The sequence below is a fragment of the Lutispora saccharofermentans genome (assembly GCF_024363565.1).
GTDB classification, from domain to species: domain Bacteria; phylum Bacillota; class Clostridia; order Lutisporales; family Lutisporaceae; genus Lutispora; species Lutispora saccharofermentans.
In genome coordinates this window covers 88,744-107,550 of record NZ_JAJEKE010000015.1, presented here as the reverse complement: position 1 = coordinate 107,550, position 18,807 = coordinate 88,744, and the positions used below count along the sequence as shown (strand labels likewise).

Sequence of the window (18,807 nt, the reverse complement as noted above, 5' to 3'; positions counted from 1 at the left end):
CATGTAAAACTGCCTTTGGCAGTTTTATTTTTTTTATGCTATAATTTCCATATTGATACTATTACCCAAATCGATTCGTTGCGTAGATCTGTATAATACTGTAGCAACGCAATAGATTAAATGAGGAGTAATAAATCTATGGATAATGTATTGTTTTATATTGCCTTCTCTTTATTTCTGGGCATATCACTATCTTATATAATAAATCCTGCAATGCTAGTTGTTTTAATCAGCCTTTTTTTTGCTTTGATTTTACTGTTTATATATAGAAAAAGCGAAGCAAAGCTGGCTGTTTTCTGTGTTTTGATTTTATTTATCGGCATGGGAGAATATGTCTGGTTTGCTTCTTTAGAAAGCAAGCTGGTCAGGTTTAGAGATAAAACCATAGAGATAGAAGCTCTTATTTTAGATAACGGAATTGAAAAAAGCGGCGGAATTGTTTATAACGCAGAAACAAGAGCCGTATCAGATGATAAAAAAATATATAACTATAAAGAAAGAATACTGTTTAAGAGTTATGGCAAGGCCATTTATAAAGCAGGAGATGTGGTAAGCGCAAGAGGACAAGCAGTTGGTTTTATAAGCAGGAGAAACTTTGGAGATCAGGACTATGGTTTATACAACAGGAGCATGGGGATATACAATCAATTTTTATCAAAAGATAACAAGCTTATAAATAGATCAGAAAACAATTATAAAGTGATTTTTTTATATGGCCTTAGAAATAGGATCGCACACATAATAAATTCATCTATGCCCAGGGAAGAAGCAGCTTTTCTTAATGCAGTAATCCTGGGTGATAAGCAATGGATCGATGAAAGGGACATGATCAATTTTCAAAAAACAGGTCTGTCTCACTTGCTCTCCGTTTCGGGGCTGCATGTATCCTTTATTGCCCTTATGCTTAATAAATTGTTTGATATATTAAGATTAGACAAAAAAGTCAAAGGGTTTTTAAGCGGATTCCTGATCATATATTATGTCATGCTTATAGGTGCGCCGCCGCCGGCAGTCAGGGCTTTAATAATGATGCTGGTTATTATTGCGGGCAAAAATATGAATAAGGAATATGATTTGTTGTCCTCTGTGTCATTTGCCGCAATTATAATGCTTATTTTGAACCCAATGCTTATTCATAATTTAGGTTTTATAATTTCATACGGCTGTATTTACTCAATAGTTTTTTTATATAATCCTATATATAAAAAAATAAAAAATATCCACATACCGGCACCAATCATCAAATCCGTTTCTTTGTCTGTGGCTGTCCAGATCGGGATAAGCCCTATATTGATCCATAATTTCCAATACTTTTCCGCGGTTAATGTTTTTATAAATATAATAGCTGTACCATTGACCTTTGCAATATTGGCAATAGGTTTTGCAGGTGTAGCAATAGGCATGTTTTTTCCGACACTTTCTATCTATGTATTAGCTTCGGATTATTATTTGATATCATTTTTATTGAAAATAGTAAATATGAGTGCAGATATGATTTTTGCCGGATTTTCTGTTTCTGCTTTGCCTATATATGTTTATGGCATATACTACTTATCGATTATGTTTATCATCAATAGGGACAATGGGATAGGCTATCATTTATGGAAGTGGAAATTTCATATTTATGTGGCCGCAATTTTTCTCATCACTCTTCTTTGCATAAAATATATTACAAATAAAGATATGAGAGTAGTATTATTAGATGTGGGACAGGGAGATGCAATATTGATAACTACTCCTAAGGGTAAAAACATTCTGGTGGATGGGGGAGGTTCCGCGGCCAAGGGAAGCTACTACTACGACATAGGCTCCAAGATAACGGTGCCTGCCTTGCGGAAGCTCGGAGTATGGGGGCTGGATACGGTTATATTATCCCATTGCCATGAAGATCATTTGGAAGGGCTCATCAAAGTTGCTTCTGAGTTTAAAGTGAGGAATGTGGTGCTGCCCAAAGTGAGCTTTGACAATGAAAGCCTTCGCAGCTTTATAGATATTTCGAAAAGAAAAGGTTCAAAGCTGTTTTATGTCAATGAAAATGATAAACTGATATTGGAGGCTGATGTATTCATAAATATTTTATCGCCACAACGAAATATTATGGTGGGAACTTCATCGGATGAAAACAACAACTCAATCGTTTTCAGATTGAACTATAGGAATTTTACCATGCTGTTTACAGGTGATATTCAAGAGGAAGCTGAGATGGCATTGGCGGATAAGAGCATAAATTCTGTAGTGCTAAAGGTACCCCATCATGGCAGCTCCACTTCTTCTTCAAAAGAGTTTATTGAAAAAGTCTCTCCCAAGATTTCTCTGATATCGGTGGGACAAAACACTTACGGCCATCCTTCCCACGAAGCCATGGAGAATATTGAGGAAGTCGGATCAAAGATATACAGAACGGATAATAACGGGGCGATCAAAATAATATCCGATGGATTAAAGCTAAAAATAGATAGTGTAAGATAAGATTTTACTGCAATAGCTCATTGGCGCATTTGTTGTGCTAACTGATAAAAGAGTGCAGCACTGAACTAATTCGCCCTAAGACCCACACCGCTATAGGCGGCGTGTGCCTAAGGGCGGCTAAGTCCAGTATGGACTCGACTAACATTCAGTGGAGTTGGAACCCCACTGAATGAAGTCTCGTTCAATGTGAAGGGGCTTAGAGTTTGTTAGCGAAGTATAGGAATAGTTGCGTCAACTGTTTGAGCCAAAGCGAGTTTTGACGCAACCCTATGCAAGCTTACAAAGTCTTAGTCCCGGAGCTTTCGCAATCGTTATCAGACAGCACAACAGAGATTCACAAACTGCTAAATGAATTTAGTGGAATCAAGACGATAATATACATATAAGGCAGGAGGGATAAAATGTACAGATTTTTTATCAACAGTCTTAAATCGGGAGATGTAGGCAATATTTACTTGCTGCACGGCAGTGAGACATATCTTTTAGATAAAGCAGTTGAAGAGATGACAGCTTATTTAATAAAAGATTTTCCGGAAATAAACCTTACTATTTTTGAAGAGGATAACTTTGACTTATCGGCGCTTATAAATGCATGCAGCACTATGCCCTTCGGCGGTGATAAAAGACTTATAATAGTAAAGGACTTTGCAGGGCTTGTTTCGAAATCAAAAAAAACTTCTGAAGAAGGAGCTGAAGGATCAAAGGAATCAGATAAAGCAGGCGGCTTTGGTTTTATATCCGAATTGCCGGATACAGCATGTCTTGTATTTGTAAACTATGCTGAGGCAGACAGAAGGAAAAAGCTATATAAGGATATAAATAAAATTGGGAAAATCTATGAATTCGGCAAAATCAGCAAAAGCGATTTAGTACAATGGATTAAGGGGCATTTTACAAGAGCTGGAAAAGAAATTAAGCCTATGGACTTGGAGTATTTTGCTGCTAATACAGGCTATTTGGACAAGAACAGCGATATGAACCTATATCATGTTCAAAATGAAATAAACAAGGCTCTGGCTTATATCGGTCAAGATAAAGCTGTCACCAAAGAGCATTTAGAAAAACTATTTCCCAAGAGCTTGGAGAATGATATTTTTAAGCTGATCGATGCTTGCTGGGAGAAGAATATCTCAAAAAGCTTGAAAATATATAATGATATGCTTCTGTGCGGAGAATCATCCTTCAGTATTCTTGCTATGATATCAAAAGGTATAAAAAATCTGATCAGGATAAAGGAGCTAAGAAGTCGCGGATTGGATGCAAAAAGTATATCCGAAAAGACCAAAATACATGAGTACACCGTTAAGCTGTATGTGAAGCACACTGATAAAATGAACTACACGGGCTTGGAGAAAGCTTTGGAAAGGTGTTTGACATGTGAAAAAGATATAAAGACGGGAAAATCAGGTGAGCGTCTTTCATTTGAAATGCTATTTGCTTCCTTGTTTGACGAATAAGTATGTAAAAACCCTGGCAAAATGCCAGGGTTTATATATTACATTGCAGCTTTCAACTTGTTTGAAAGTCTGGACTTTTTTCTTGCAGCAGTATTTTTGTGAAGTGAACCTTTAGCGGCAGCCTTGTCGATCATGCTGACAGCCTTTCTATAAAGGTTCTGAGCTTCCTCAAGATTTCCGGCCTTTACAGAATCTTCGAATTTTTTTATTGAAGTTTTCAAGGAGGAAATAATCATCTTATTCCTGCGAGTTTTGAACTCTGCAACTTTTATTCTTTTAATTGCGGATTTAATATTAGCCAATACATTCACCTCCTTCAAAAATCAATTAACAAATGGTATTTTATCACACGGCATGGCAAAATGCAAGGGCATACTAAAAAGTATTGTGTCATTATATTATGCATATAATACTGATAATTAATTTGTTGTTCCGGATTAGCGGAGATTAGCGTTGATTTTTAAACCCGGCAGAGGAATATATCAGCACAACAAATTAATTATATAAAAACAAACGATTTATATGGAGGGAAATAAATGATTAATATAAGAACGGACTTAGCTTTAGAGGCTAAGGAAATACAAGAGGATAAGGGTAAAAAGGACATCCCGGGAGTTACTGTAGATAATGACGGTAACGAAGATATAAAAATAACAAGGGTTAAAATTGAGGAGGAAGCCGGCTCAGAGATAATGGGAAAGCCTGTCGGAAATTACATAACGCTGGAAGTTCCCAGGCTGAAGGAAAAGGATATCGATTTGATGGAGGATGTAAGCAGAGCATTGGCTAAAGAGCTGATAAGCCTTGTTAAGCTCAATGACAACTCAGTGATTTTAGTGGTAGGCTTAGGCAATTGGAATATTACTCCCGATGCCTTAGGACCTAAAGTCATAGAAAAGATAATGGTCACCAGGCACATGACGGAATTTTTACCGGAACAAATAGATGAAGGCGTGAGATCGGTTTGTGCATTATCTCCCGGTGTATTGGGCATTACCGGTATAGAAACAAGCGAAATAATACTCGGCGTAGTCAATAGGGTTAAGCCTGATCTTGTAATTGCAATTGATGCCTTGGCTTCAAGAAAACTGGAAAGGGTCAATACTACAATTCAAATCGCAGATACAGGTATAAACCCGGGCTCGGGAGTGGGAAATAACAGGAAGGAACTGAGTGAGAAAAGCTTGGGAATACCGGTTATTGCCATAGGTGTGCCCACTGTAGTGGATGCGGCGACCATGGCAAATGACACAATAGACCTGGTCATCGATAATCTTATAAAAGAAGCCAGAAAAGAGAGGAACTTTTATGAAATGCTGAAAAATATAAACCGGGAAGAGAAGATGACATTAATAAATGAAGTCTTATCGCCCCGTATGGGAGATTTAATGGTAACGCCCAAGGAGATAGATGACTTTATAGAAGATATTTCTGATGTAATAGCAGACGGGCTGAATATTTCATTGCATCCGGGCATACACATGGATGATGTACACAGATTTTTAAATTGATCTATGTTTTTATCATAAAAGTATTTAGCCGGCATATAAGTTAGAATATAATACATTTCTCTATTTAGCTTCATACAGAGTAAAGTGGGGTGTAGACATTTGAGTTTACAAAGGAGATCTAGGAATAAAGCTTTTTGGGGGCTTGGTTTGCTTTTATGCTGTATCCTCTTGATCTTTTTGACTGTGAATAAAAGCATCGAAGAGCCTGCAGAGGTCTTTAGCAGTCAAGATGCATATAAGGATATAGATAAAAACAATAGCGACAGTTTGTTTATTTTTATTCTAAATAACTCCATACCAGCTTTGAAAGCAGCTTATGAGGGGTACAGGGGAGAAAAAGCGGCAGGAATCGACAGCTTTATTTCGGACACTGTGGCATCAATACCTGCTAAGCTCTTAGAAGACCCCTTTACCTTTTTAAAGCTGACCTATTCAGGATTTGGAGATATAGATGAAAGCTTGATTGCAGCTCAATCCATGGGAAAAAAGCTACCGGAGATAAAAAGCTTTTCTGATGCTCCTGAGGGAGATATCTTTTTCAGCGAAGAAGATGAGTATAAGGCTAAGGAAATGCAAGCAGGCGAGGATGCAAAGGCCATAGCCGGTGAAAATGAGGAATATGATGCTGATATACAATCCCCGGAAAAAGTTGAGTTATCGAATAAGTCTCCGCAAATATTGATATATCACAGCCATGCGACAGAGAGCTATATGCCCAATACGGCATCTAATTATCATACCTTGACTGAAAAATATAATGTGGTTTCTACGGGAAGTACACTAGCCAGGGTGCTTCAGGATAAATATAAGTATAAGGTAATCCATGACAAGACTTATCACGATAAAGATTCTTATGCATATTCTTATGCAAATTCTTTGATGACCATTAAAAAGCAGACCAGTAAATATAATTCGATAAAATTTGTATGGGATATACATAGGGATGCCTTTACAGTTAAAGACGACAAGCATAGGGCAGCCAGAAAAAATGACTATACTGCTACTATAAATGGCAAGAAAGCTGCAAGGATAATGCTGGTTATAGGCAAAAAAAATCCAAACTATAAGGAATTAGAGAAGTTTTCAGCATATATAAAGAAAAAAATGGATAAACTATACCCTGGGCTGTATTTAAAAACCGAAAGAGCTAACAGCAAATACAATCAATATTTCAGCAACTATTCAATGCTGATTGAGATAGGCTGTATGCTCAACACTGCAGAAGAGGCGAATTATTCTGCTGAGCTTATGGGTAATGTAATGGGAGAGGTACTTATGGAACTGCAGGAGTGAAAACTGTGAGTAGAACTGAAGAAAGATTAATAAAGAAAAAGCTTAGAAGAAAGAAAATGAGAGACGCAATGACTCTATTCATGTGCTTTGCTTTTTTTGTTATTATGATATATGTGACCGATGTAAAAACTTCTGCCATTATGGTAAAAAAAGACGGAAAGCATGCAGTGTTTTTTCAACTTGAAAATAAAGCAGATGTCAGAATAGATATTGCCGGTGAAACTTATATGTTTAATATTGAATACATCATCAAGGCTGTTGATGATGCGCTGCACTGGTCAAAAGATGCTTATAATAAAATAGTGAATGATTTAGGCTCTTGAACCCGAATGACTTCAAGGGCCTATATGTTTTATGGGATTACATATTATATACTTTTATGGTAAAATGATTTATGCTATAATTTAAAAGATTTTAAAGTATATTTGTTGAGTTGTATAAGGAGGAGTCCATATGATAAAGGACAGGCAAAAACACATAAGAAATTTTTGCATTATTGCCCATATAGATCATGGTAAATCGACCCTTGCAGATAGATTGATTGAAAAAACCGGAGTAATAGCGGTAAGGGATATGGAATCTCAGGTTTTAGATAATATGGATTTAGAAAGAGAAAGAGGCATTACCATTAAGCTTACATCTGTCAAGCTCAATTATAAGGCAAAGAACGGAGAAGAATATATATTTAATCTCATAGATACTCCGGGACATGTTGATTTTACTTATGAGGTATCGAGAAGCCTGGCAGCATGCGAGGGAGCAATAGTAATCGTGGATGCGACCCAGGGGATAGAAGCTCAGACCCTGGCGAATGTATATCTGGCTTTGGACAATAATCTGGAACTGTACCCAGTGATCAATAAGATTGATTTGCCAAGCGCAGATTCTGAATTTGTTAAGAAAGAGATAGAAGATGTAATAGGCCTGGATGCGGAAAACGCTGCTCTTATATCTGCCAAGGAAGGCATAGGGATAGAAGAAGTTTTGGAAGGAATAATAAAGTATATACCTCATCCAAGCGGAGACGAGGATGAACCTTTAAAGGCTTTGATATTTGACTCCCTATATGACAGCTATAAGGGTGTGATTGCCTATATAAGAGTTTTTGACGGTAAAATAAGCCCGGGAATGAATATAAAGATGATGTCCAATGGGGCCGTGTATGAGGTTGTAGAAGTGGGAACATTAAAGCCCGCAATGGTGCCTTGCAGCGAATTGCTGGCAGGTGAAGTAGGATATGTAACAGGAAGCATTAAAAATGTAAGAGACGTACATGTGGGCGATACTATAACAAATGCACAAAATCCATGTCTTTCACCTTTGCCCGGATATCGAAGAGTAACTCCGATGGTTTATTGCGGTATTTATCCTGCTGATGGAGCAGATTATAATGATTTGAGAGATGCATTGGAAAAGCTGCAGCTCAATGACGCGGCTTTGCTGTTTGAACCTGAAGTTTCCGTGGCTTTGGGATTTGGTTTCAGATGCGGCTTTTTGGGCCTTCTTCATATGGAGATAATTCAAGAAAGGCTGGAAAGAGAATATAATTTGGACTTGGTCACAACCGCTCCCAGCGTAATTTACCATATAGCGAAAACCAATGGAGAAATGGAGGAAGTATCGAATCCTACCAATATGCCATCTCCCCAAGAGATCGAATATATGGAAGAACCTATAGTTGAGGCCTCTATTATGGCCCCTACCGAATATGTGGGAACAATAATGGAATTGTGTCAAAACCGAAGGGGCATATTCAAGGATATGAAGTATATGGAAGAAACCAGAGCAATAATAAACTATGAACTGCCCCTGAATGAAATTATATATGATTTCTTTGACGCACTGAAGTCAAGGACAAAAGGATACGCCTCTTTTGACTATTTGCTGAAGGGGTATGCAAAATCAGACCTTGTTAAGCTTGATATATTGCTGAATGGGGAGACTGTCGATGCTCTGTCCTTTATAGTCCACAAGGAAAAAGCCTATAACCGGGGAAGGGCTATGGCTGAAAAGCTCAAGGATGTAATTCCCAGACAGATGTTTGAAATACCTATACAAGCTGCCATAGGTCAAAAGATAATAGCAAGAGAAACGGTCAAGGCGTTGAGGAAGGATGTCCTGGCAAAATGTTACGGGGGAGATATTTCCAGAAAGAAAAAGCTCCTGGAAAAGCAAAAGGAAGGCAAGAAAAGAATGAGACAGGTCGGAAGCGTGGAATTACCGCAGGAAGCCTTTATGTCGGTTCTGAAGCTTAATGATTAGGTGAATCATATGAAAAAAAGCATTGGACTATATGTTCATATACCGTTTTGCCAGAGGAAATGCATCTATTGCGATTTTAACTCATATGATGACAAGGCTATATATGAAGATGCGTACATTGATGCGTTGATTAAAGAATTAAAATATTATTCAGATCAGCAAAACTACAATTTTAAAACCATTTTTATTGGTGGGGGAACCCCCACCATTATTAATCCTAAGAATATAGCAAAAATAATGAAAACCATAGAAAAAAATATTGAAAAGGAAGCGGAGATAACAATCGAATGCAATCCCGGTACTGTTGATCAAGCTAAAATAGATATTTACAAAGCTGCAGGAATAAACAGGATAAGCATAGGCTTACAGGCCTGGCAGGATGAACTGCTGAATACCATAGGGCGTATCCATAAGCGTGAGGATTTTTTGAGAAGCTTCAGCCTATTTAGAAGCTTAGGCTTTAATAATATAAATGTTGACCTGATGTTTTCACTTCCGGGTCAAAGCTTGAATATGTGGCTTGAAACATTGGACAATGTATGCCGCCTGGGAGCTGAGCATATATCATGCTATAGCCTGATAGTCGAGGAGAATACTCCTATTCATTCTTTAATCAAATCAGGCATATTAAATGCCCCCGATGAAGATATGGATAGGGATATGTATAAAGCTGCAAAAGCTGTATTGAAGAATTATGGTTTAAAACAGTATGAGATTTCAAACTTTGCCAAAGAAGGATTTTGCTGCGAGCATAATTTGATTTATTGGAAAAACGGAGAGTATGCGGGTGTAGGCGCCGGAAGCCATTCTAAAATTGACGGCAAGAGATTTTGGAACTTCAGCGGCTTAGATGAGTATATAAAAAATATTGAGGCAGGAAAAGCAGCTGTCGAAGGCAATGAAGATATAAGCATCAGGGAAGATATGTGGGAGACAATAATATTGGGGCTGAGATTAAACTCAGGCATAGGCATATCCGATTTTAATGCTAAATATGAGATCAATTTCATTGAGGAATATGGCAATGCCCTATCTAAGTTGATTAAAGAGGGCCTTATAACAATACAAGATGATAGGGTGAGATTGACGCATAAGGGACAGGATTTATCGAACAGAGTATTTGTTGAATTCATGCAGTGAAAACAAATTTTTCAAAATGCTATTGACAAAAAAATGTTACAGTGATATTTTAAAAGCAGAATTAGCACTCAGTAGTGAAGAGTGCTAACAAGGATGGTGAGGTTTATGTCACTCGGAAGCCGGAAGCAGCTTATTCTACGGGCTATAATTGAAGATTACATCAATACTGCGGAGCCGGTAGGTTCAAGGACAGTATCCAAAAAATATCTCACAGATATAAGTCCGGCAACTATAAGAAATGAAATGGCTGATTTGGAAGATATGGGCTATATTGAGCAGCCTCATACTTCAGCCGGCAGAATACCGTCAGACAAAGGATACAGATTATACGTAGATAAATTGATGAGCCAGAAGACCATTAATCAACAGGATTATGAATTTATCAAGAAGGAGTTCCTGGATACTATAGGCGAGATTGACAGGCTTATTAAGCATGCATCAAAATTATTATCAGGCATGACTAAATATGCTTCCATTGCTATGGCGCCCCAATTCAAAAAAACCTGTTTAAAACATTTGCAGCTTATCAAGGTGGATAGCAATAATATACTGGCTGTAATTGTGACCGACGCAGGGATAATAAAAAACAGCGTGCTCAGAACTGAAACTGATATTGAAGTTGATGTTCTTGATAAAATATCCAGGATATTAAATGAGAAGCTATTAGGCTTATCGATCGAAGATCTGGTGAAAATTGATTTTACTGATCCGGATAATGGAATAAGCGGTTATGAACAGATATTTGCGAAGGTTTTGCCGGAATTATTGCAAGCTCTGAAATATTCGGAAAGAGCAGAGATATATTATGATGGAGCGGCTAATCTGCTTGAGCTGCCTGAATATAACGATATACAAAAAGCCAAGGACTTTTTAAATGTCCTTGACGAAAATGAGCTGCTGTTTGATATATTAAACGATGTATCTAAGGATACTTCTGTTATTATAGGCAAGGAAAATAAGGTTCACCAGCTGAAGGACTGTAGCTTGATCACTGCAACATACAGTTATAACGGCAGGATAATAGGATCTATAGGAGTATTGGGTCCTACCAGAATGAAATATTCCAAGGTTATTTCAATAGTGGATTGCTTGACACAAAACCTCAATGATATTTTGACACAGATAATTAAAACATAGGTAAAATATTTTTAATAATATGATTGATGGGTGGGTTGAAAGATGAAAAAAAAGCAGGACAATGATTTGAAGAATAATGACAATTTTGACATGCAAAATGAAGAAGTACATTGTGAACAGCAAAATGAAGAGTTGTCGAATGAAAATGAGAAACTGAAAGAAGAGATTAAAGCTGGAGAAGATAAGATCAAGGAATGCGAAGCTGTTATAGAGGAGTATAAGGATAAAAATTTGAGGCTCCAGGCGGATTTTGATAATTACAGAAAAAGAGTAGCAAAGGAAAGAGAAGAAATGTTCTTTAACGCCTTAGAAGATATTATGTGTCAGCTTCTTCCTATAATAGATAACTTTGAAAGAGCTATAGATTCTTTTAAAGCAGGCGATTTGGACAGCAAATATGTTGAAGGCTTAAACATGATTTATAAGGATTTTCTGATGACTCTAAACAAGAACGGCCTGGAGGAAATCAAAGCTTTAAACTGTGAATTCGATCCTAATAGGCATCATGCTGTAATGCAGGTGGAGGCCGATGAGGAAGATGAAAATCAAGTAAAGGAAATTTTTCAAAAAGGCTATATGCTCAAAACAAAAGTTATTAGACCGTCAATGGTTAAAGTAGCAATTAAGAACTAAATATAATGTAAAATTTTTTTTAGGAGGATGAATATAAATGGGAAAGGTCATTGGTATCGATTTAGGTACTACCAACTCTTGTGTAGCTGTGATGGAAGGCGGTGAGCCTGTAGTAATACCAAATGCAGAAGGCAATAGAACAACTCCTTCTATAGTTGGTTTCTCAAAAAACGGTGAAAGGCTTGTTGGCCAGGTTGCTAAAAGGCAGGCGATAACAAATCCTGATAGGACGGTTATGTCTATCAAAAGGGAAATGGGAAGCAATCACAAGGTTAATATAGATGGAAAAGATTATACCCCACCTGAAATATCGGCAATAATACTTTCAAAGCTCAAGCAGGATGCCGAAGCTTACTTAGGAGAAACTGTTAATCAAGCTGTAATCACAGTTCCGGCATATTTTAGCGACAGTCAGAGGCAAGCGACTAAGGATGCGGGCAAGATTGCAGGCTTGGAGGTATTGAGAATAATCAACGAGCCTACTGCTGCTGCACTGGCCTATGGCTTGGAAAAGGAAGAAAGCCAGAAAATATTGGTATTTGACTTAGGCGGCGGAACCTTTGATGTATCCCTGCTGGAACTTGGTGATGGAGTTTTTGAAGTTTTGGCAACCAGCGGGAATAACAAGCTGGGCGGGGATGACTTCGACGCAAGAGTCATGAATTATATGGCGGATGAGTTTAAAAAAGAATATGGAATAGATCTTAGAAATGATAAAATGGCAATGCAAAGATTGAAGGAAGCTGCAGAAAAAGCTAAAATTGAGCTTTCCAGCGTAGTTCAGACAAATATTAATCTGCCGTTTATAACCGCAGATGCAACCGGCCCGAAGCATTTGGATGTCAACTTGACAAGAGCAAAGTTTGATGAGCTGACACATGACCTTGTTGAAGCTACTATGGAACCGGCAAGAAAGGCTTTGTCAGACGCAGGTTTGTCAGTTGATAAGATCAATAAAGTGATATTAGTCGGAGGTTCTACAAGGATACCTGCTGTTCAAGATGCAGTTAAGAGACTGACCGGCAAGGAGCCTTATAAAGGTATAAATCCGGATGAGTGTGTTGCACTGGGTGCCGCAATTCAGGCTGCGGTATTGACAGGAGAGGTTAAGGATGTATTGCTGCTGGATGTGACTCCGCTATCCTTGGGTATTGAAACTCTCGGCGGAGTATTCACCAAGCTGATTGAAAGAAATACGACAATACCGACTAAAAAGAGCCAAATATTCTCGACAGCTGCTGATGGACAGACAAGCGTAGAAATTCACGTTCTTCAGGGTGAAAGGGAGATGGCTGCCTACAACAAAACTTTAGGAAGATTCCAACTGACAGGCATAGCTCCTGCACCAAGAGGAGTACCTCAAATTGAAGTTACTTTTGATATAGACGCAAACGGTATAGTTCATGTATCAGCAAAGGATCTGGGAACCGGCAATGAGCAAAAGGTGACCATAACTGCCAGCTCCAACCTGTCCAATGATGAAATAGACAAAGCCGTAAAAGAAGCTGAAAAGCATGCGGCTGAAGATAAGCAGAGAAAAGAAGAGGTTGAAATAAGAAATCAGGCAGACAGCTTGGTATATCAGACAGAAAAATCGCTTAAAGATTTGGGCGATAAAGTAAGCCAGGAAGATAAATCAAAGATTGAAGCTGAATTGAATAATTTGAAGGAAGCTTTGAAGGGTACAGATAATGGCCGCATTAAGGAAGCCACCGAACAGCTTACTAAGGTTTTCTATGACATTTCATCCAAGATATATCAGGCTGCCGGAGGTCAAGGAAGCCCGAATCCAGAGGATTTTGGAGCACAAAACGATGACGGTACTATAAATGCAGATTATAAAGTTGATGAGGATAAATAGTATTTACCCCTCTGCAAGGTGGTGTTAGCATGGCAACAAAAAGAGATTATTATGAGGTCTTGGAAGTAGATAAGAGTGCTTCTGAAGATGATATAAAAAAAGCATACAGAAGATTGGCCAAGAAATATCATCCTGATGTTAATCAAGGCAACAAGGATGCAGAGAATAAGTTTAAAGAGATTAATGAAGCTTATGAAGTATTAAGCGATAAAGACAAACGCGCTAAGTATGATCAATTCGGGCATTCTGCTTTTGATCCTAACAGCTTTGGCGGCGGGGGCTTTGAAGGCTTTGGAAACTTCTCCGGCTTTGGCGGTTTTGGAGATATATTTGACACAATATTCGGAGATGGCGGCTTTGGATTTTCTACTTCGGGAAGGAGTAGAAAATCCGGACCCCAAAGGGGCAGTGATCTGAAATATGAGCTGGAGATAGACTTTGAAGCTGCTGCTTTTGGAGTAAAGAAGGAGATAAATATCGCTAGAAATGAGACCTGTACGGTATGCAATGGCACCGGAGCCAAAGATGGAACCGGTGCAGAAACCTGCAAAACCTGTGGAGGCACAGGAGAGGTGCGGCATATTCAAAACTCGCCCTTTGGCCGTATTGTAAATGTTCGCCCCTGTGAACAATGCCACGGAGAAGGAAAAATAATAAAGAATCCATGTACCACTTGCCTTGGAAGAGGAATAGTGAGGAAAACGAGGAAAATCACCCTTGATGTACCTGCAGGTGTTGATAATGGCTCTATCCTTACCTTAAGAGGCGAAGGGGAGCCGGGGCTTAAAGGCGGCCCAAACGGGGACTTATATATATATCTAAAGGTAAGGCCTCATAAAGTATTTAAAAGGGATGGTTCAGACCTGTTCTGTGAAGTGCCTGTAACCTTTGCTCAGGCGGCTTTGGGCGGCAAGATCGATGTGCCCACATTAGAGGGGGATACTGATTATAACTTGGAAGAAGGGACCCAAACAGGAACGACCTTTAAGCTCAAAGGCAAAGGTGTGCAAAATCTGAAGCGCAACACTAAAGGCGATTTATATTTTACTGTCAAGGTTCAAATACCCAAAAAACTGAACGAAAAACAAAGAGACCTTCTTAGACAATTTGCAGACGTAAGCGGTGAGAACACTGGTGATCTGGGAAAATCTTTTTTCGGTAAAGTTAAGGATGCCTTTGGAAAATAAAGCAGCACTAGGTGCTGCTTTTTTCATAAATTTGGATTGCACTCTGATCTGAATATATTGTAAAAGAATATATAATTATATATAATATGATAAGTATTTTGAATTATTCTATTATTGAGGAGAGCAAATATGGATTACATAGAAATAAGCGTTTTTACCACTACAGAGTCCAGCGAAGCAGTGTCCTACATCCTGGAGGATGAAGGCGCTGCAGGAGTTGCTATAGAAGATCCCAATGATTTTATATCCCTGAATCATAATAAGACGGATTGGGATTATGTAGAACCTGAATTGATTCAGGCCATGGGAACAGATGTTAAAGTAAAGGGTTATTTTCCGGAAACCATATATTCGGCAGCTTTGCTTGAAACCATTCAATCGAGAGTCGATTCCTTATCTGATTTTGGCCTTGATAAAGGCAAAGGCGAACTGGCAACCAGGATTGTTAAAGAAGAAGATTGGTCGACAGCCTGGAAGCAGTACTTTAAACCCTTTAAGGCAGGAGAAAGGGTTGTGGTAAAGCCTACCTGGGAGAGTTATGACGGGCAGGACGATGATATAGTGGTTGAAATCGATCCTGGCATGGCTTTTGGTACAGGAAATCATGAAACCACATTGATGTGCATAAAGCTGTTGGAACGCTATATCAAAAAAGGCTATGAGGTATACGATGTTGGCTGCGGATCAGGCATATTGGGAATAACTGCGGCAAAATTGGGAGCTCATAGCGTTTTATGTGTAGATTTGGATGGCGTAGCTTGTAAAGTAGCTGCGGAGAACGTATCTGTCAATAAAGAAGATGATAAAATCAAGGTCAAGAATTGTAACCTCCTGGATGCAGCATCAGCGAAGGCGGATTTGATTGTTGCCAATATAATAGCTGATATCATTATGGATTTTACTCCTCAAGCATTGTTGTTCCTGAAGCCCGGGAGAGTATTCATATCATCCGGCATAATCTTAGACAGGCAGGATGAAGTGATTAAAGAATTGAAAAAGTATGGATTTGATATTTTGGAAATAGAGCAGATGGGTGAATGGTGCGCAATAGCTGCGAAGAGGGATTAATATGCATCGATTTTTTATTAGTAAGGATAATATTAAAAAGGGAAACATAATTATTACCGGTGACGATGTCAGCCATATATCGAGGGTATTAAGGATTAAGCCTGGTGATGATATAGTGGTATGTGATGGTCAAGGCATGGATTATAAGGTTGTAATTGAAAACATCGATAAATATGTGGTTAGGACAAGAATACTGGAGAGCAGAGCATCTGATGGAGAGCCTGGGATAAATGCGGTGCTTTTTCAGGGTATTCCCAAAAGCACTAAAATGGACGTTATCATTCAGAAGTGTACGGAAATCGGCGTGAGAAGGATTGTCCCCGTTGAAACTGCCCGAACCGTAGTTAAACTGTCAAGTGAAAAGGATGAAATAAAAAAGGTTGAGAGATGGCAAAGAATTGCCGAGGAAGCAGCCAAGCAAAGCGGCAGGGGCATTATACCTAAGATTGCTATACCTAAAAGCTTTGATGAGGCTTTGGCAGAAGCTGAGGAGCTTGACATATCTCTCATACCTTATGAATTGGAGAAAAATAATAATCTGAAAATGAGTATCCATGGTAAAAAAGCAGAAAGTATTGGAATCTTCATCGGACCGGAGGGTGGATATGAAGATTTCGAGATAAAGTCAGCATTAGACAAAGGCGTTGTCCCTGTTACGCTTGGACCCAGAATATTAAGAACCGAAACCGCAGGCTCTGCTGTTTTAAGCTGTATAATGTATGAATTTGATGAGATGTAAATATATTGGGGGAAAAACATTGAATAAAGTAGCTTTTTATACTTTGGGTTGCAAGGTTAATCAATATGAAACTGAAGCCATGATAGAAGCATTTGAAAATGCGGGCTATGAAATCGTAGAATATGATGGTTATTCAGATATTTATATAATAAATACATGCACTGTAACCAATATGGGAGATAGGAAATCCAGGCAGATAATAAGGAGGGCTTTGGAATATAATCCAAAGGCTTTTATCGCAGTGGTCGGATGTTATTCTCAAATCGCCCCTGATGAAATTTTAGGCATAGATGGGGTAAGGCTTGTTCTGGGAACAAATGAACGTTCCAAAATAGTACAGCTGGTGGAAGATGCTCAAAACGTTGAAGACAAGATCAGTGTTGTGGGAGATATAATGGAGATAGAAGAATTTGAAGATATGAATATTAAGCACTATAAAAGCCGCTCCAGAGCTTTCATAAAGATTCAGGAAGGCTGTGAGCAATACTGCACATACTGCATAATACCCTATGCCAGAGGTCATATCAGGAGCAGGAAACCGGATAGCATAATAGAAGAGGTTAAGATTCTGGCTGACAGCGGATATAAAGAAGTAGTATTAACAGGCATTCATGTGGGGTCTTATGGAAGAGATCTGGGAGATATCGGACTGATAGATATAATACAGATGGTCCATGATGTGGATGGCATTGAAAGGCTTAGAATGAGCTCTGTTGAGCCTAAAACCTTTGATGATGATTTTTTGAGCAGGCTTCCTCATCTGAACAAGCTTTGCAGGCATTTTCATTTGTCATTGCAAAGCGGCTGTGATGAGACATTGAAGAGGATGAACAGGAAGTACACCACACAGGAATATATGGAAGTCGTAAAAAAATTGAGAAGCATATATCCTGATGTGGGCATAACAACAGATATAATCGTAGGATTTCCGGGAGAGACGGAAGAGGAGTTTGAAAAAACTGTGCAATTTGTTAAAGATGTTTCCTTCAGCAGCATGCATATTTTTAAATTTTCACCCCGAAAAGGAACCCCGGCTGCAAAGTTTAAAGGACAGGTCAGCCCGAAGGTGAAGGAAGAGAGAAGCAAGATTATATCTAATATTGCAAAAGAAAATCAAATGAAGTTTATGAATAGCTTTATAGGTAAATCTTTAAATGTACTTTTCGAGCAAAAAATCGATGGAAACAGCAATTATTATGAAGGATTGACAGATAATTATATAAGAGTAATGGCTGAGGCTGCATATGATATTAAGGGTAAGATAATTAGCACAAAAATTAAAGGTATAAATAAAGACATGATGTTGGGCATTTTGGAAAAGATTTAGTATCTAGAAGGATTTTTAAATGTTTTGTTGAATAATTCTCTAAGCCTATTTAGGGAGGTGATATATTTTTATGGAAAACTGTATCTTTTGTAAAATAATAAAAGGTGAAATACCATGCAGCAAGGTATATGAGGATGATAAGGTGCTGGCATTTAACGATATTAACCCGGAAGCTCCGGTTCACGTGCTCATTGTCCCCAAAACTCACGTCCGATCTATTATGGATCTAAATGAAGATGGATATCTGCTGATAAGTCATGTTTTCAAGGTCGCTTCTAAGCTTGCAAAAGATCTGAACATTGATGAAAAAGGTTTCAGAGTAGTAAACAACATCGGAGAGAATGGAGGACAAACAGTTCCTCACATACATTTTCACCTTTTAGGCGGCAGGCTTTTACAATGGCCTCCCGGTTAAATTAGTCAAACCTTTTATTGACACCTGATTAGCATGTACTGTATAATAAAATATGTGTTTAATTTATCCCACTTTTTATGCAGTTAAATTTAACCTATTGATTGTTACCAGCGGAGGGAGGGTGAGTTAGATGTCTGAAATTAAAGTTGGTGAAAATGAATCTTTGGAAAGCGCATTGAGACGTTTCAAGAAAAAATGTGCTAGAGCTGGAGTGTTGGCTGAAGTTAGAAAAAGAGAACATTATGAGAAACCTAGTGTAAAAAGAAAAAAGAAATCTGAAGCAGCTAGAAAGAGAAAATTTAAATAAA

Annotated in this window: 17 protein-coding genes; 16 read left to right on the top strand and 1 reads right to left on the bottom strand. The window is 38.3% G+C overall.

Features of this window, described 5'->3' with window-relative positions:
- The first annotated feature begins 138 nt into the window (after positions 1–138).
- Together LJD61_RS15185 and holA are read left to right on the top strand one after the other, a co-directional pair.
- Positions 139–2,469 (top strand): DNA internalization-related competence protein ComEC/Rec2, encoded by a 2,331-nt coding sequence (locus LJD61_RS15185; RefSeq protein WP_255228400.1) that lies wholly within the window; start codon positions 139–141, stop codon positions 2,467–2,469.
- 401 nt (positions 2,470–2,870) lie between these two features.
- The gene (gene holA, locus LJD61_RS15180) at positions 2,871–3,926 is read left to right on the top strand and encodes a DNA polymerase III subunit delta (RefSeq protein WP_255228399.1); all 1,056 of its coding nucleotides are present in this window, start codon (positions 2,871–2,873) and stop codon (positions 3,924–3,926) included.
- Positions 3,927–3,964: 38 nt separating this feature from the next.
- On the opposite strand, the gene rpsT is transcribed toward holA, so the two are convergent.
- Positions 3,965–4,228, bottom strand: a complete 264-nt coding sequence (gene rpsT / locus LJD61_RS15175) for a 30S ribosomal protein S20 (protein ID WP_255228398.1) — start codon at positions 4,226–4,228, stop codon at positions 3,965–3,967.
- A gap of 234 nt (positions 4,229–4,462) precedes the next feature.
- Here rpsT and gpr point away from each other — a divergent pair, with 234 nt between their 5' ends.
- The 14 genes from gpr (at position 4,463) to rpsU (ending at position 18,806) form a co-directional block, all read left to right on the top strand.
- A complete protein-coding gene (gene gpr / locus LJD61_RS15170; protein WP_255228397.1) occupies positions 4,463–5,437 on the top strand; it encodes a GPR endopeptidase in 975 nt (324 codons plus the stop codon).
- A 147-nt stretch (positions 5,438–5,584) separates the two neighbouring features.
- Positions 5,585–6,730 carry a stage II sporulation protein P gene (gene spoIIP, locus LJD61_RS15165; protein ID WP_255228396.1) on the top strand — a complete coding sequence of 382 codons (1,146 nt, stop codon included), beginning with the start codon at positions 5,585–5,587 and terminating at the stop codon, positions 6,728–6,730.
- A gap of 5 nt (positions 6,731–6,735) precedes the next feature.
- On the top strand, positions 6,736–7,053 hold the full coding sequence (locus tag LJD61_RS15160; protein WP_255228395.1) for a hypothetical protein: 318 nt from the start codon (positions 6,736–6,738) through the stop codon (positions 7,051–7,053).
- A 130-nt stretch (positions 7,054–7,183) separates the two neighbouring features.
- The gene (gene lepA, locus LJD61_RS15155; protein WP_255228394.1) at positions 7,184–8,992 is read left to right on the top strand and encodes a translation elongation factor 4; all 1,809 of its coding nucleotides are present in this window, start codon (positions 7,184–7,186) and stop codon (positions 8,990–8,992) included.
- A gap of 9 nt (positions 8,993–9,001) precedes the next feature.
- Entirely contained in the window at positions 9,002–10,132 is a 1,131-nt protein-coding gene (gene hemW / locus LJD61_RS15150) for a radical SAM family heme chaperone HemW (protein ID WP_255228393.1), read from the top strand.
- Between the two features lie 105 nt (positions 10,133–10,237).
- Positions 10,238–11,269, top strand: coding sequence for a heat-inducible transcriptional repressor HrcA (gene hrcA, locus LJD61_RS15145; protein ID WP_255228392.1), 1,032 nt, complete (start codon positions 10,238–10,240; stop codon positions 11,267–11,269).
- Positions 11,270–11,311: 42 nt separating this feature from the next.
- Positions 11,312–11,902 (top strand): nucleotide exchange factor GrpE, encoded by a 591-nt coding sequence (grpE, locus tag LJD61_RS15140; protein WP_255228391.1) that lies wholly within the window; start codon positions 11,312–11,314, stop codon positions 11,900–11,902.
- A gap of 37 nt (positions 11,903–11,939) precedes the next feature.
- Complete coding sequence (dnaK, locus tag LJD61_RS15135) at positions 11,940–13,763, top strand: molecular chaperone DnaK (protein WP_255228390.1); 1,824 nt, start codon at positions 11,940–11,942, stop codon at positions 13,761–13,763.
- A gap of 29 nt (positions 13,764–13,792) precedes the next feature.
- Positions 13,793–14,950: a molecular chaperone DnaJ gene (dnaJ, locus tag LJD61_RS15130; RefSeq protein WP_255228389.1), complete on the top strand. Its 1,158-nt coding sequence runs from the start codon at positions 13,793–13,795 to the stop codon at positions 14,948–14,950.
- A gap of 129 nt (positions 14,951–15,079) precedes the next feature.
- On the top strand, positions 15,080–16,018 hold the full coding sequence (prmA, locus tag LJD61_RS15125; RefSeq protein ID WP_255228388.1) for a 50S ribosomal protein L11 methyltransferase: 939 nt from the start codon (positions 15,080–15,082) through the stop codon (positions 16,016–16,018).
- A gap of 1 nt (position 16,019) precedes the next feature.
- Positions 16,020–16,757 (top strand): 16S rRNA (uracil(1498)-N(3))-methyltransferase, encoded by a 738-nt coding sequence (locus LJD61_RS15120; protein WP_255228387.1) that lies wholly within the window; start codon positions 16,020–16,022, stop codon positions 16,755–16,757.
- Positions 16,758–16,776: 19 nt separating this feature from the next.
- A complete protein-coding gene (gene mtaB / locus LJD61_RS15115) occupies positions 16,777–18,084 on the top strand; it encodes a tRNA (N(6)-L-threonylcarbamoyladenosine(37)-C(2))-methylthiotransferase MtaB (RefSeq protein WP_255228386.1) in 1,308 nt (435 codons plus the stop codon).
- A 70-nt stretch (positions 18,085–18,154) separates the two neighbouring features.
- A complete protein-coding gene (locus tag LJD61_RS15110; protein ID WP_255228385.1) occupies positions 18,155–18,499 on the top strand; it encodes a histidine triad nucleotide-binding protein in 345 nt (114 codons plus the stop codon).
- Between the two features lie 130 nt (positions 18,500–18,629).
- Entirely contained in the window at positions 18,630–18,806 is a 177-nt protein-coding gene (gene rpsU, locus LJD61_RS15105) for a 30S ribosomal protein S21 (protein WP_255228384.1), read from the top strand.
- The last annotated feature ends 1 nt before the right edge of the window (position 18,807 follow it).

Coding starts and splice junctions, on each gene's coding strand:
- rpsU (WP_255228384.1), top strand. CDS start 18,630: ATGTCTGAAATTAAAGTTGGTGAAAATGAATCTTTGGAAAGCGCATTG.
- gpr (WP_255228397.1), top strand. CDS start 4,463: ATGATTAATATAAGAACGGACTTAGCTTTAGAGGCTAAGGAAATACAA.
- LJD61_RS15120 (WP_255228387.1), top strand. CDS start 16,020: ATGCATCGATTTTTTATTAGTAAGGATAATATTAAAAAGGGAAACATA.
- grpE (WP_255228391.1), top strand. CDS start 11,312: ATGAAAAAAAAGCAGGACAATGATTTGAAGAATAATGACAATTTTGAC.
- hemW (WP_255228393.1), top strand. CDS start 9,002: ATGAAAAAAAGCATTGGACTATATGTTCATATACCGTTTTGCCAGAGG.
- prmA (WP_255228388.1), top strand. CDS start 15,080: ATGGATTACATAGAAATAAGCGTTTTTACCACTACAGAGTCCAGCGAA.
- dnaJ (WP_255228389.1), top strand. CDS start 13,793: ATGGCAACAAAAAGAGATTATTATGAGGTCTTGGAAGTAGATAAGAGT.
- dnaK (WP_255228390.1), top strand. CDS start 11,940: ATGGGAAAGGTCATTGGTATCGATTTAGGTACTACCAACTCTTGTGTA.
- hrcA (WP_255228392.1), top strand. CDS start 10,238: ATGTCACTCGGAAGCCGGAAGCAGCTTATTCTACGGGCTATAATTGAA.
- lepA (WP_255228394.1), top strand. CDS start 7,184: ATGATAAAGGACAGGCAAAAACACATAAGAAATTTTTGCATTATTGCC.
- LJD61_RS15110 (WP_255228385.1), top strand. CDS start 18,155: ATGGAAAACTGTATCTTTTGTAAAATAATAAAAGGTGAAATACCATGC.
- holA (WP_255228399.1), top strand. CDS start 2,871: ATGTACAGATTTTTTATCAACAGTCTTAAATCGGGAGATGTAGGCAAT.
- LJD61_RS15185 (WP_255228400.1), top strand. CDS start 139: ATGGATAATGTATTGTTTTATATTGCCTTCTCTTTATTTCTGGGCATA.